The 13,873-nt window shown below is 59.2% G+C and carries 9 protein-coding genes; 3 read left to right on the top strand and 6 right to left on the bottom strand.

Features of this window, described 5'->3' with window-relative positions; genetic code table 11:
• Nucleotides 1-9 precede the first annotated feature (9 nt).
• The 3 genes from I9185_RS15465 to I9185_RS15455 form a co-directional block, all read right to left on the bottom strand.
• Entirely contained in the window at nt 10-1,173 is a 1,164-nt protein-coding gene (locus tag I9185_RS15465) for a benzoate/H(+) symporter BenE family transporter (RefSeq protein ID WP_210093506.1), read from the bottom strand.
• Nucleotides 1,174-1,311: 138 nt separating this feature from the next.
• Nucleotides 1,312-4,473 carry a valine--tRNA ligase gene (locus I9185_RS15460; protein WP_210093505.1) on the bottom strand — a complete coding sequence of 1,054 codons (3,162 nt, stop codon included), beginning with the start codon at nt 4,471-4,473 and terminating at the stop codon, nt 1,312-1,314.
• Between the two features lie 79 nt (nt 4,474-4,552).
• A complete protein-coding gene (locus I9185_RS15455) occupies nt 4,553-5,281 on the bottom strand; it encodes a dienelactone hydrolase family protein (RefSeq protein ID WP_210093504.1) in 729 nt (242 codons plus the stop codon).
• A 113-nt stretch (nt 5,282-5,394) separates the two neighbouring features.
• On the opposite strand from I9185_RS15455, the gene I9185_RS15450 reads away from it, so the two are divergent.
• Both I9185_RS15450 and I9185_RS15445 read left to right on the top strand, forming a co-directional pair.
• Nucleotides 5,395-7,686, top strand: a complete 2,292-nt coding sequence (locus I9185_RS15450; RefSeq protein WP_210093503.1) for a xanthine dehydrogenase family protein molybdopterin-binding subunit — start codon at nt 5,395-5,397, stop codon at nt 7,684-7,686.
• Nucleotides 7,664-8,740, top strand: a complete 1,077-nt coding sequence (locus tag I9185_RS15445; RefSeq protein WP_171724407.1) for a DUF2235 domain-containing protein — start codon at nt 7,664-7,666, stop codon at nt 8,738-8,740. Before I9185_RS15450 ends, I9185_RS15445 begins: the two co-directional genes overlap by 23 nt.
• 313 nt (nt 8,741-9,053) lie before the next feature.
• On the opposite strand, the gene I9185_RS15440 is transcribed toward I9185_RS15445, so the two are convergent.
• Both I9185_RS15440 and I9185_RS15435 read right to left on the bottom strand, forming a co-directional pair.
• On the bottom strand, nt 9,054-10,076 hold the full coding sequence (locus I9185_RS15440; RefSeq protein ID WP_171636939.1) for an alpha/beta hydrolase: 1,023 nt from the start codon (nt 10,074-10,076) through the stop codon (nt 9,054-9,056).
• Nucleotides 10,077-10,316: 240 nt separating this feature from the next.
• Nucleotides 10,317-11,561, bottom strand: coding sequence for an alpha/beta hydrolase (locus I9185_RS15435; RefSeq protein WP_210093502.1), 1,245 nt, complete (start codon nt 11,559-11,561; stop codon nt 10,317-10,319).
• Between the two features lie 196 nt (nt 11,562-11,757).
• On the opposite strand from I9185_RS15435, the gene I9185_RS15430 reads away from it, so the two are divergent.
• On the top strand, nt 11,758-12,267 hold the full coding sequence (locus I9185_RS15430) for a tyrosine-type recombinase/integrase (RefSeq protein WP_245223607.1): 510 nt from the start codon (nt 11,758-11,760) through the stop codon (nt 12,265-12,267).
• A 1,475-nt stretch (nt 12,268-13,742) separates the two neighbouring features.
• Here the strand turns inward: I9185_RS15430 and I9185_RS15425 are convergent.
• Nucleotides 13,743-13,873, bottom strand: a 131-nt coding sequence (locus I9185_RS15425) for an integrase core domain-containing protein (protein WP_210093585.1), incomplete at its 5' end; no start/stop codon positions are given.

Genomic DNA, 13,873 nt, shown 5'->3' with positions numbered 1-13,873 from the left:
GAACCCGTTTTACCGAAAGTGTTGTTTCACAAGATAGGCCATCCCGCCTGCCAGCAAGCCCCAGACGGCCGCGCCAAGCCCGAACGCGGTAATGCCGGATGCAGTGATGGCAAAGGTCAGGATGGCCGCTTCGCGCTCGGCCGGAACTTCCAGCGCGGCGGAAGTGGCATTGGCCATTACCCCGATCAGCGCGACACCGGTCAGCGTGCCCATCAACAGTGGATCGGCATGAACGGCGAACCCGGTAATCGCCACGGCGAACACCCCGAACAGGCAATAGAACAATCCGCCCATCACGGCAGACCAATAGCGTTGCGTGGGGTCGGGGTGGCTGTCCTCGTTCGCGCACATCGCAGCGGTGATCGCCGCAAGGCAGGTGGCGGGGGCACCGAACGGAGAAGACAAGATGCTGGAAATACCCACGGACGAGAACAGCTTGCCGGTCTGCGGCGCATAGCCAAAGCTGCGGATCACCGCGATGCCGGGGATGTTCTGGGTCGCCATCGTGACGATGAACAGCGGCACGGCAATCCCGATGACCGAAGCCGCAGAGAAGCTGGGCGTGGTCCAGACCGGAGCCGCGATCCATTGCGTCGGCGTCAGCGACGCGTCCCCGGCGTTCAGAACGACGACGGCTGCCGCTGCTACGACCGCAGCCGGAACGGCAAACAGGCGGTTGATCCGGCCGGCGATGAACCATGTCAGAATTACCGGCAAGGCTTGCCATGGCAGGTCAACCGCTGCCTGAAAGGGCAATATGCAAAGCGGCAGCAACACGCCCCCCAACATGGCCTGCGCCAGGGTCGTCGGTATCGCCGCAGCCATTCGCCCCAATGGTCGCCACAGCCCGGCCAACACGGTCAAAGCCCCTGCACAAAGGAACGCGCCTGTCGCTTCGGCAAACCCCAGTGCAGGTGTGGCGGAAACCGCCAGCAGGGCCGCACCCGGCGTGGACCAGGCCACGCTGATCGGCTGTCGGTACCACAGGCTCAGCACGATGGCGGTCAGGCCCATGGCGATCGCCGCCATCATCAATCCGGACGCCGCCTGCGCCGGGGACGCGCCCATCGCCGCCAACCCTTGCAATACAATCGGGAAAGAGCTGAAAAAGCCGACGATTGCCACAACCAGCCCGGTCGAGACTGTCTGGAACGGTGGGGCTTTGTGCGTCATGACGGCCTCGGGGAAATGTGTTCGCTGATTGCTAACAAGCAGGGGCAGGGTCGGGCAAGGTCTGAACGTGCAAAAGAAAACCCCGCCGTTGTGGTCGCGGCGGGGTTCCGGATTTGAGTATTTGGGAAAAGATGAAGATCAGGCGATTTCGGTCAGTCGGGCCAGCGCCTCGTTCAGTTTCGCTTCTTCCTCTTCGCGGGCGGCGAGGTTGGCTTTGGCCTCTTCCACGACCTCTGCAGGGGCCGAGGCCACGAATTTCGGGTTGTTCAGACGCCCGCGCAGGCCACCAAGTTCCTTGGCCAGCTTGCCCTTGGCCTTTTCCAGCCGTTCCTTTTCCGCTCCGATGTCGATGATATCCGCCAGCGGCAGGCCAAAGGACGCTCCGGGCGCCGCGATAGAGATGGTGCCCTTGGGCAGCGTGTCGGCTTTGGTCAGGCTGTCGATCCGGGCCAGTCGCTTGATCAGCGCCTCGTTCCGGTCCCAGGCGGCCTGGCCGTGGGCGTCGATCTCGGTCACCAGCATCGGCACGTACAGACCGGCCGGAACGCGCATCTGGGCGCGGGCCGAACGGGTGTTCTCGATCACCGAGATCACCCAGTTCATTTCGCGATCCGCGGCGGCATCAACCAGTTCGGCGGCGGCATAGGTCGGCCAGTCGGCATGCACCAGCATCTTGGCGCGGGTGCCGGTCAGGCCCCACAGCTCCTCGGTGATGAATGGCATGATCGGGTGCAGCAGGACCAGGCACTGATCCAGAACCCAGCGCATGGTGGCGCGGGTTTCAGCCTGGGCCTCGGCGTCATCGCCTTGCAGCAGAGGTTTGGACAGTTCCACATACCAGTCACAGACCTTGCCCCAGACAAAGGCATAAAGCCCGTTCGCCGCGTCGTTGAAGCGGTAGCTGTCCAGCGCCGCGTCGACCTCTTCGCGCACGCGGGCAGTTTCGCCGATGATCCAGCGGTTCACGGCGGCTTTGGGCTTCAGATCGGCCGCATCCAATTGCGGCACGGCGTCGGTGAAAACCTCGTTCATCTCGGCAAAGCGGACGGCGTTCCACAGCTTGGTGCCAAAGTTGCGATAACCGGTGATGCGTTCGCGGGACAGTTTCAGCACCCCGCCAATCGCCGCCATCGACGCGTTGGTAAAGCGCAGCGCGTCGGCACCGAACTCGTCCACAATCTCCAGCGGGTCGATGACGTTGCCGGTGGTCTTGGACATCTTCTTGCCCTTCTCGTCGCGGACGAGCTGGTGCAGATAGACGGTGTGGAACGGGATCTGATCGACCACGGCCAGCTGCATCATCATCATCCGGGCGACCCAGAAGAACAGGATGTCAAAGCCAGTGATCAGAACGTCCGTGGGGAAGTAGCGCTGCAACTCTTCGGTCTGTTCGGGCCAGCCCAGCGTGCCGATGGGCCACAGGCCGGAGGAGAACCACGTGTCCAGCACGTCAGGGTCGCGCCACACCGGGTAAACCAGCTTGGTCGGATCCTGTTCAACGGCGTACTGCGCCAGGCTTTCGGCGAACCGATGGATCGCCTCCTGCTTGTCGGCGACTTCGATCACGGTCGCGTGGCTCAGAGGGCTGGGAATGTCCGCATTGTCGTCCAGGAACTTTTCGGTAACGGCCTCGAAGCTCGCGGCACATTCCATGACATTGCCACGATGCAGCATGCCGCCTTCGTTCAGCAAACGACCCAATTCAACCAGATCAAGGTCGCCATCATTCTCGTCGTCAATGAAGTCTTCTGCGGACAGGTCTAGACCATACCAAACCGGAATCTGATGCCCCCACCACAGTTGGCGGCTGATGCACCAGGGTTCGATATTTTCCAGCCAGTGGTAATAGGTCTTCTCGCCCGACTCGGGGATGATCTTGACCGTGCCGTCCTTGACCGCGTCCAGCGCAGGGCCGACGACCTTGGCGGCATCGACGAACCACTGATCGGTGAACATCGGCTCGATCACCACCTTCGACCGGTCGCCGAAGGGCTGCATGATCGGTTTGCTCTCGACCAGCGGAACCAGCGTGTCGGCGCCTTCCTGATCCGGCTTCAACGCGGTTGATCCCAGGCGCGGATCATCCGCGCGGGCCATCACGGCCAGACCATCGGCGGTGATCTCTTCCACCACCTTGGCCCGCGCTTCGAACCGGTCGAGGCCACGCAGATGATCCGGCACCAGATTGATCGCGTCGATCTCGTTCTCGGTGAACGCGCGCCCACGCGCATAGTCCTGCGCCTTGCCTGCCTCTTCGGCATAAGGGGCCCCATCGGCCCGCATCGCGCCCTTGGTGTCCATCAGGCGGTACATCGGAATGCCGCCGCGCTTGGCGACCATGTTGTCATTGAAGTCATGCGCGCCGGTGATCTTCACCGCGCCCGAGCCGAAATCGGGGTCGGGGTAGTCGTCGGTGATGATCGGGATCTGGCGGCGATGCTCTTTCGGTCCAACCGGGATTTCGCACAGCTTGCCGACGATCGGCGCATAGCGTTCGTCCGAGGGGTGCACCGCGACCGCGCCGTCGCCCAGCATGGTCTCGGGGCGGGTCGTGGCGATGGAAATGTAATCCCGCTCTTCCTCAAGGATGACGTTCCCGTCCTCGTCTTTTTCAACGTAAGTGTACGTCTCACCCCCGGCCAGCGGGTACTTGAAGTGCCACATGTGGCCGGCGACCTCGATATTCTCGACCTCGAGGTCCGAGATCGCGGTTTCGAAATGCGGATCCCAGTTGACCAGCCGCTTGCCGCGGTAGATCAGGCCCTTGTCGTACATGTCGACAAAAACCTTGATGACCGCGTCGTGGAAGTTGGGGCTGTTTTCATGGCCCGTGCGCGGGTCGCCCGCTGCACCGGCCATGGTAAAGGCGTTGCGCGACCAGTCGCAGGAGGAGCCGAGGCGTTTCAGCTGCTCGATGATGGTGCCGCCGTATTCACCCTTCCATTCCCAGACTTTCTCCAGAAACTTTTCGCGGCCCAATTCGTTGCGGCTGGGTTGTTGCGTGGCGGCCAGCATCTTTTCGACCTGCATCTGGGTTGCGATGCCGGCGTGGTCCTGGCCGGGCTGCCACAACGTGTCAAAGCCACGCATGCGGTGCCAGCGGATCAGGATGTCCTGAAGGGTGTTGTTGAACGCATGGCCCACATGCAGCGCGCCCGTCACGTTGGGCGGCGGGATCATGATGGTAAAGCTTTCCTCGCGCGAACGGTTCGCGCCTGCCTTGAAGGCTCCGGCCTGTTCCCAGGCCTTGTAGATCCGGGCCTCGGCCTCGGCCGCGTTGAATGTCTTTTCCATCGCCATGGGATGCGTCCTGCGTCAACAAATTCGGGTCAGCGCCTGCAATAGCGAATGCGCGCGGCAAGGGGAAGGCCTAGTGCGCCTAAGCCACGCCAAAGCGTGCTTTGAAATAGGCGTCAACGCGTTGATAGGCGGGTTCATGGAAATCCAGCGTCAGCAGCGAATGATCCTTGCCGGGATATTCGACGGTTTCCAGCAGATTGCCGAATGCCTGTTCAAGCGCCTGCATCAGTTTCTTTGGTGCAAGCTTGTCTTCGGAGTACCGCATCGCCAGACCGGGGCCTTTCGCGGCCATACCCGCAGAGGCCGCGCCGATGTCTTCAGCGCTCATATGCAGATGGCGGCCCCCGAGGATCGGCAGCGCAGGTTGGCTGGCTATTCCGCCCAGAACGGCGTCTTCGGCCATGAGGGTCAGGGCGAAACTGCCGGTCAGGCACATGCCGATGACGCCCACACCGGCGCTGTTTTCGCGTTGCTTGATCTCACGGGTCAGGGCGCGCATCCATCCTGCAATTGGGCTCTGCCTGCCGCGGGCGAAAATGTTGAACTCGCGCCGCACGCAGAACAACCGGGCCATGTTTTTGGCCATTTCAACCTTGCCATATGTTCCAAACAAATGAGGCAGGTAGACGCGAAAGCCGGATGCGTTGAGCTTGGCGGACAACGCCAGCGTTTCGGGCCCGATCCCTGGCAGTTCCTGAAGGATCAGGATCGGTGGGCCTTCACCGCCGACATAAACGTCATGTGTGGTCGACTGCCCGCTGGTCATCGGGGCAGAGAAGGGAAAAACGGTATCATGCGTCCAGCTCATGGCCCAAGGCTAGCCGAACATCCTTTGCGCGCAAACGAATTTCAGTGAACTCCGCTGGACATCGCCTGGTCGCGGGCTAGGCTCGCCCCTGAGACCGCGCAGGAGGGCCACCCATGGAAAAGTTCGGCAGAAGCCAGCCGGTGAAACGGACCGAGGATCAACGGTTCCTGACCGGGCAGGGGCGTTACATGGATGATGCGGTGCCCGGGAACGCTTTGTTTGCCGCATTCTTCCGCAGCCCGGTGGCGCATGGTGACATCACGTCTCTGGATGTCGAGGCCGCACGGGCTGCCGACGGCGTTCGGCTGGTCATGACGCTGGACGATCTGGCAGCTTCGGGCATCGACACGGTGCTAAACGCTGCCGTTTTACAAAACCGCGATGGATCGAAGGCCGCTGCGCCCGATCGGCACATGCTGGCCAGGGATCGCGTGCGTTTCGTGGGCGAGCCGGTGGCGGTTGTTATCGCGGATACGCTGGCACAAGCGCAGGACGCGGTCGAGTTGATTTGGATGGACACGGAAGAGCGCCCTGCCAAGCTGGACGTGAAGGCAGGCGGTGAGATCCTGCACGCGGAAGCGCCCGAGAACCGTGCTTTCGATTGGGGGCTGGGCGACGAAACCGCGACCCAGGCTGCCTTTCAGGCGGCCGCGCATACGGTGTCGCTGAACGTCGCCGACAACAGGGTCATCATTAGTTCGCTGGAGCCGCGCGGATGTCAGGCGAACTGGTCCGAGGGGCGCCTGCATTTCTCTTACGGAGGTCAGGGCGTTTGGGCGATGAAGGCCCAACTGGCGCAAAAACTGAAACTGGATGCGGACAACATACGCGTCACGACCCCGGATGTGGGTGGTGGTTTCGGTATGAAAGTGATGCCATACCCCGAATATTTCTGCGTTTCCGCGGCGGCGATGAAGCTGGGTCAGCCGGTGCACTGGATGTCCGACCGGTCCGAGGCGATGCTTTCCGATCACCATGGCCGCGACCTGACCTCGCTGGCCGAGCTGGCCTTCGACGCCGATCACAAGATCACCGCCTACCGCGTCCACAGCAAGGTGAACCTTGGCGCATACAACAGCCACTTCGGTCAGGCGATCCAGACCAGCCTGTTCAGCAAAGTGCTGATGGGTGTCTATGACGTCCAGACCACCTATTTGCGGGTCGAAGGCTTTTATACGAACACGACGCAGGTGGATGCGTATCGCGGTGCGGGCCGCCCCGAGGCGATTTACGTGCTTGAACGCGCGATGGACCGCGCCGCGCGCGAACTGGGCGTTGACCCGTGGGAACTGCGGCGCAGGAATTTCATCCGCTCCGCCGATTTCCCCTACACCACTTCCACTGGCGAAACTTATGATGTCGGCGATTTCGACATGGTCCTCACCCGTGCGGCCGACCAGACCACCGGGTTCGAGGCCCGAAAAGCTGCGGATGCCGAACGCGGTCTGATCCGGGGGCAGGGTCTCTGTTACTATATCGAAAGCATTTTGGGGGACCCTTCCGAAAACGCGAAGGTCGCGTTTTGCGAGGATGGAACGGTGAATCTTTACGTCGGCACACAATCGAACGGGCAGGGGCATGAGACGGTCTACGCCCAGTTCCTGTCAGATCAGACGGGTATCCCCATGGACAAGATCACCGTCATTCAGGGCGATACCGACCGGCTTGCCCATGGCGGCGGCACTGGCGGGTCCCGCTCGGTCACGGTGCAAAGCACGGCCACCCTGGCCACGATTGACAAGATGATCGCCGCATTCACGCCTTATCTAGCCGATAAGATGGGGGTCGAGGACAGTGATGTGCATTTTGACCACGAGACATTCCGAGCGCCGGGCTCCAACCTGACGCCGACCCTGACCGAAGCTGCCGAGATGGCGCGTGCCGATGGTCGAACGGATCTGCTGCAACATGAGGCCCGCGCAAACCTGGATGCGCGCAGCTATCCGAACGGCGCGCATGTTGCCGAAGTCGTGATCGATTCTTGCACCGGCGAAACCTGGGTGGACCGGTACACCGTGGTTGACGATTTTGGTAATCTTATTAATCCGTTGCTGGCAGAAGGGCAGGTGCATGGCGGGGTGGTGCAGGGTATCGGCCAGGCGCTGACGGAACATGTCGTGCACGATGCACATGGGCAACTGCTCACGGCTTCGTTTATGGATTACGCCTTGCCCCGTGCAACCGACATACCCATGATTAAGTTTACCTCGGCGCCGGTTCCGTCAACCTCGAACCCGATGGGGATGAAAGGGTGTGGCGAGGCTGGCACCGTGGGCGCGCTAGCCGCTGTGGCAAACGCGGTTCAGGATGCGCTCTGGGATAATGGGGTGCGGCAGGCGGACATGCCTTTCACACCTCACAAAGTATGGGAATTGCTGACGCATGAATCTGTCGCGGCTGAGTAGAAAGGTTCTGGGATGGCTCGGGCGCCCTTTGCGGTCCGAGCATTCCGCCGAGACGCGGCACCGCGAACCGATCAGCCATGTCATCATCCTTGATGGCACCATGTCCACTCTGGAACCGGGGTTTGAAACCCACGCCGGTCAGACATTTCGCCTGTGCTGCGAGATGGGCAGCAAGGTTTCGGTGTTCTACGAGGCAGGCGTGCAGTGGGAAAGCTGGAAGTCCTCGCTGGACGTGATGATGGGCAGGGGCATCAACCGCCAGATCCGTCGCGCCTATGGGTATTTGGCGTCCCGCTACAAGCCGGGCGACAAGATCTTTTTCATCGGTTATTCGCGCGGTGCCTATGGCGTGCGCAGCCTGGCCGGCGTGATCGACATGATCGGCCTGCTCAAGGCGGAACACGCCACTGAACGAAACATACTGCAAGCGTATCGCCACTATGAATGCAATCCAGAGGGCATCGCCGCCAGCGAATTCCGCCGACGTTTCTGCCACGAAGGGGTCGAGATCGAGATGGTCGGCGTCTGGGACACGGTCAAGGCGCTGGGTTTGCGTTTGCCGCTGCTGTGGCGTAGGGCCGAAGAGAAGCACGCCTTTCACAACCATCAGCTGGGCCCGGTCACCCGCCACGGGTATCACGCTTTGGCGCTGGATGAGACGCGCGAAGTGTTCGAACCAGTTCTGTGGACCTGCACGCCCGAGTTCAAGGGCCATGTGGAGCAGGTCTGGTTCCGCGGAACCCATGGCGACATAGGTGGCCAATTGAACGGCTACGAAGAGGCGCGGCCGCTGAGCAACATTTCCCTGATCTGGATGCTGGACAAGGCGGAATTGCACGGTCTGCCTTTGCCCGACGGCTGGCGCGATCGGTTTCCCATTGATCCCCATGCTCCGTCGGTTGGCACATGGCGCGGCTGGGGTAAGATTTTCCTGCTGCGAAAGCATCGCAAGGTCGGGCAGGACCCGTCAGAACGCCTACATGTTTCAGTTTCGCCGGACGAACTGCCCGGATGGGTCGCGATGCCGAACCTGCCGACACATCCCGCGCAGTGAAAGGCTACAATGTGCCGGTGACTCCAAGATCACCGGTACTTCACTGTCAGGTTCGAGCCCAACTTGTAAATTCGAATTTCTTGGTACGTGCGCACGCAGCACCAGAAATGCTGCATGCGCGTGAATTTCGGTGCCGCCGCGCAGCGGAAGGACCAGTCATTCATGTTGACCGCAGCGAGGAACAGACGCCGAATTCACTAGGAGCGGGACTTTGCTGCCGTTCTCGTCATTCACTCGTTTGCGGAAATCCGAAATTGCTGAAGTTCGTCTGAACTCGTGAATGCTTTCGGTTTTTGTAGATGCCGGGGGACCCTTACTTTGAACCCAAGTGCACATCAAGGAATGATATGATCCGGTCTCCCAAAGACATTCGAGTGCCATCGTCACCCAGCGATACAGCATTGTGCGGATAAAAATGGGCAAATCCCGGAACCCATGACAGTGAGTATTCCACACCGGCTTCCCTCAAAAGCGACACAACTCCTGGCAGGTCACTTAACTGCGTGTGTTCGTCGAATTGAGAGTACGCCAGTAGTGTGGGTGGCAAATCAGGGTGGTCCATCACCGCCTCATGCTCGAAGAGAATGTTCGGCCCGGACAGCGGAAAAATCGCGGCAAGTGGGGCGTCCATACCAATTCCGACGTTGAGTGTAATTCCGCCACCGGCCGAATGCCCGCCCATTGCAATGCGCTCAGGATCGATATTGAAGCGCTCCGCGTTCTCAATGACAAATTCGAGGGCGAGGTTGGCATCTTCCGCACCAGCCAGCCCGGCTTTCCACAGATAAAGCCTGTCTTCGGGGCTGTTCTCTAGCCGTGGCAATCCCATTGCATTCCGAGCCCGAACTGTCGCCTCAAACACCTGCGGCGTGATGTAGGCGTCAACATCGGCAATCAGGTTCCCTTCCCCCGGCGCTAAAGCAGGCTCAGGGTATTCGGTGGCAAGCCGATACTCGATAACAAAAACAACGTAGCCAAGCGGCGCAAGCAACCGCGCATAATCTTCCGGGCGCGAGTGCACAGCGGCCTCTAGCCGAAAGGGTTCTATACGTCTTCCACCGCGGTGATGCGCGCCACCATGCACGTATATTACCGCCGGATGCGGGCCGTCTGAAACTGACGCAGCCTTGGTGTAGTCCGCGTTGGCAGCAGAGGGTGAATAGACGTCCATCCGCAGTTCCCGCTCTGTCTGAATACCATCAGGCGCGATTTTTCCTGTCCCGTAAACAACATCGAGCTCAGTTTCGTATCCAAACACCTGATCAGCGTTGCCAGATTTGGCGGCTGAAAAAAGCAGCAAAGCGGCTACAGACAGCCAGACGCTTTTACGGATCATTGAATCCTCCAATCGAAAGTAAAGTGTGCTGGTTCGCAACGCTGTCGGCACTTCTGAATGAAGTGGTCGTCGGTACTTTGCCTCTGATTTGTCAAAGCGTCGAAATAGTTATGAAGATTGAAGCAAATAACCGTCGCAAAGTGCTCTACTGCCTGAAGAGCGTTGCAAAGTTCTCTTTGGTATGCGCTGTAAATACAGTCACTAGCAGAAACTGCCGAAGGCGAATGTGCAAGCCGCACTTCAGCGATCATCGGCAAAGGAGCGGTCAAGGAAGGCTGCAATCCGACCTTCTATCGACACACTCACCGCATCGCCGCCCAGACTGGCAGCACCAGCAGGGTAAAAATGGCCAAACCCGGGAACCCATGCGAACTCATAGTCAACGCCGACTTTTTCATAATGCTGGATGAGTTCAGGCACAGAGGATAGCGCGCCAGGAAGATCATATTGCCCCATAAACATCAAAGTCGGTGGTGTTACTGAGGTCGATGTCACGGTCTTTTTCACGTCAAAGCCCGCATCGGTTCCGGAAAGTAAAAAGACACCTGCAACGGGGACGCCCATGCCATAAGCGACGTTCCAGGACGTCACCGCGCCTGCTGAAAAACCTCCCAGAACGATACGGTTTGGATCGATCTGGTATGTCCCGGCTGCCTTGCGAATGTGTAAAACGGCTGTGCGCAGGTCTTCAGCGGCGGCGACTACGCCATCAACCATTGTCTTTTTTTGATCCGGAATCGCGAAATCTATCGGCGGCAGGTTCATCGTCCCCCGAATGTAATTGGCTTGAGGTAAAAGCGGTAACAGACTTTCAGGATCTATCCAGTCTTCTTGGTAGCCCTCGCCGGACAGCACCGGGCGTTCCGTTGTAAGCCGGTAATCAATCGCAAAGCAGGTATAACCTCTTGCAGCAAATCGGCGGCAATAGTTGCCCATCGAGGTGTCCTGCGCACCTCCGGATTGAAATGTCAGACGTGGACTGCCGCGATGGAAAGCCCCGCCGAAAGTAAGGATCACAGCTGGCCGTGGCTCGGTAGCATTTTCGGGGGGATAGTAGACGTCCATCCACAGATCTCGCGATACTTGCGTCCCGTCCTTCGTCACGAGGCCCGCGCCGTAGATCACATCAGCCTCCAGAGTGTATGTCTCCGCTGGTGCCTCCTGCGCGAGCAGAGGAGCACCTCCCGGAGCAGGAAAAAGGAGTGCAGCGACCAAAGCCATCAAATTGAAGTTTTGCAATTTGCTCACTTGGCGCCTCGATCGAATGATAAATTGAATTGCCCGAAGCTTTTCACGCAGGTGCGTAAATTCGGACGGCGTTCGCAAACACGCTAAATGAGGAGACCCGATCGCACAACTGGCAGGCAGAATAATTCGCTGGCTGCAAATGCAAAGTGTATAGATTAAGTAATTCTGCTTTGGGCTCTCTACTGCCCAATGCGTCTGCGGCGTTCGCCAATGAAACAGCAAGCTTATAACGGCCATTCAAACCACCAGCAAACTGAGGCGCCAGCGCTGTGCATAGTCAGGGTTTGGCGGGAGGATTGGAGGGCGCACAATGCCAAGAGTCCAACTTCCCGCTGTCACCCCGAAACGAAGAGCCTGGCACAAGGGCCGGATCATCGGCCAGAAATGGCCGCTTTGGCCGAAACAGGTCTGGGCGATCCGCGCGCGGCTCTAGCTGGCGGGCAACCTGCGCGATCTTGCGCTGTTCAGTGCGGCCATTGATAGCAAGCTTCGCGGATGCGATTTGGTGAAACTGGCCGTCGCCGACCTGGTAAAGGATGATCGCGTTCGCGAACGCGTGTCCGTGATCCGGAGCAAAACCAAGCGGCCTTTTCAGTTTGAACTTTCTGAAAACACGCGGGATACCATTGCCGCATGGATCAAGTCACCGGAGATGCTCGGCTGCCATTTCATATTTCCCAGCAGGTTTCATGACCGCCCGCATATCTCAACACGCCAATATGGCCGGCTTGTGAGGGATTGGGTGGCCGCGATTGGGCTGGAGCCCAGCGGATACGGCACCCATTCGCTGCGCCGGACCAAAGCAGCGGAAATCTACCGCAAAACCGGAAATCTCAGGGCAGTTCAACTCCTGCTTGGGCACACAAAGGTTGACAGCACTGTCAGATATCTTGGTGTCGAACTTGAAGATGCGTTGAGCATTGCCGAGCAAATCGACATTTGAACCATGTTGGCGGGCGGCACTTGCCGTTCGCCAATTCAGACCAGACCTACGATCGCACCGCGGCAGTGGTTCGGTTCGAGCCCACTTTGACCGATGCTGATCGATACCCCCATGACAGCAATGCGCAGAAATCTGACTTTGCAAAGATGCCGTTCATGCTTTTGCTCGCCTAACCAGACCGGCCCAGATAGCCGGAGGCCCATCTTGGAAGTGCGGCACTATAGATTGTTGGCCTATTTGAAAAAACTTAGGTACTGAGCAGTGTTGTGCTACGTCAGCCAACGTTAGTGCTAGGGGAATAAGGGCAGTACAAGCTCCAACAAATCAGACGATTTTGGACGAACTATTGGTCGATTAACATCATTGTCCGAGCGATAGCTGCCAGACAAGCTTCAGCGCTGTTTTCGTTTAACCGAAATAATGCACCCAGAGTGTTTTGGATGCCGTGCTGGTACATCCCGAGCCATAGCGTCCACGTTTCCGAGGTGCCGCAACGCTCCGTTGTTCAGCAACACACCACGCCCTGCATCGTAACGGCGCTGTCCAAATCCGCTGGCAACGCATTCCCAGTTTTCCTTTGCCGCTGCGTCGCGGAACCTGGGTAAGTCGTGCGGGTCATGCCGTCCAGGTGTTGCTGCGACATGATCGTGTTTCTTTGAATTGCTTTGGTGGGTCAAATGGTGGGTAACTTGTGTTGTGCCAGTTGGCTGGACAGTACCGGTTGTCGGCCTTGGCTTTGGGCGCATAACTGTCACTACGCCTTGTGGTTTCGGATGTCCTGGGACGGCCATATGAGTTGCGGTAGGTTTTGGAGTCAACTGTGGAACCTGACCAGGAACCGCTGTGGGAACCTGATTGGGAGTCGCGGTTGGGACGAGCGGTGGCACAGCAGTTTGACCGTTAGGTTGAGGCGGAACCTGACCAGGAACAGCGACTGTTATTTGGTTGGGTGTTGCTGTTGGCACCAGGGGCGGCACATTGGGTTGAGGCGGAACCTGGCCTGGGACAGCTATCGGAACTTGATTGGGAGTTGCAGTCGGAACTTGCGGCGGCACAGCAGTCGGTCCGGTAGCCAACGGCGGAACCAGATTGGGAACGGCTGTCGGAACCCGGTTTGGTGTCGGGTTTGGCACTAATGGCGGAGCTAGTGTCGGCGCTACGATCGGCGTTGGCACCTGACCGGGAATTGCGTTCGGGACCGCGCCCGGTGCAAGGACCGGGACTGTGACGGACGTGGGCGTTTGCGGCGTTCCTCGAGGTGGCAACTGATTTGCCACCGGCTGCGTTGGGCCGGTAATTTGATTGCCTGCCCCTAGCCCACCGGCCTGCCCGCATCCTTGGCTCGACTGGTGTGGGTTCCCTACGCCTCGGCACCATCCGGAGTGATTTCCGCGGGCAAAGACCTGAGTAGCGGCCAGTTCAGCAAACAAACAAGCTCAGGTGATCAGCCCCACTTGTGTGGTCCAAGTTGATTGTCAGTGCATGACCGGCCTTTGGTCCATTTGAACGATGGTTTCCGGGGCCGGCGGTTTATATCCCAGAGCACTGTGAGGGCGTTTTGTGTTGTAGTGTTTCCTCCATTCTTCGATCAAAATCTGCGCTTCTC

It is taken from the genome of Ruegeria sp. HKCCSP346 (assembly GCF_017872595.1).
In the GTDB taxonomy this organism is placed as follows: Bacteria; Pseudomonadota; Alphaproteobacteria; order Rhodobacterales; family Rhodobacteraceae; genus Ruegeria.
The sequence above is the reverse complement of the archived record's forward strand: the minus strand, read 5'-3'. Positions and strand labels throughout refer to the sequence as shown.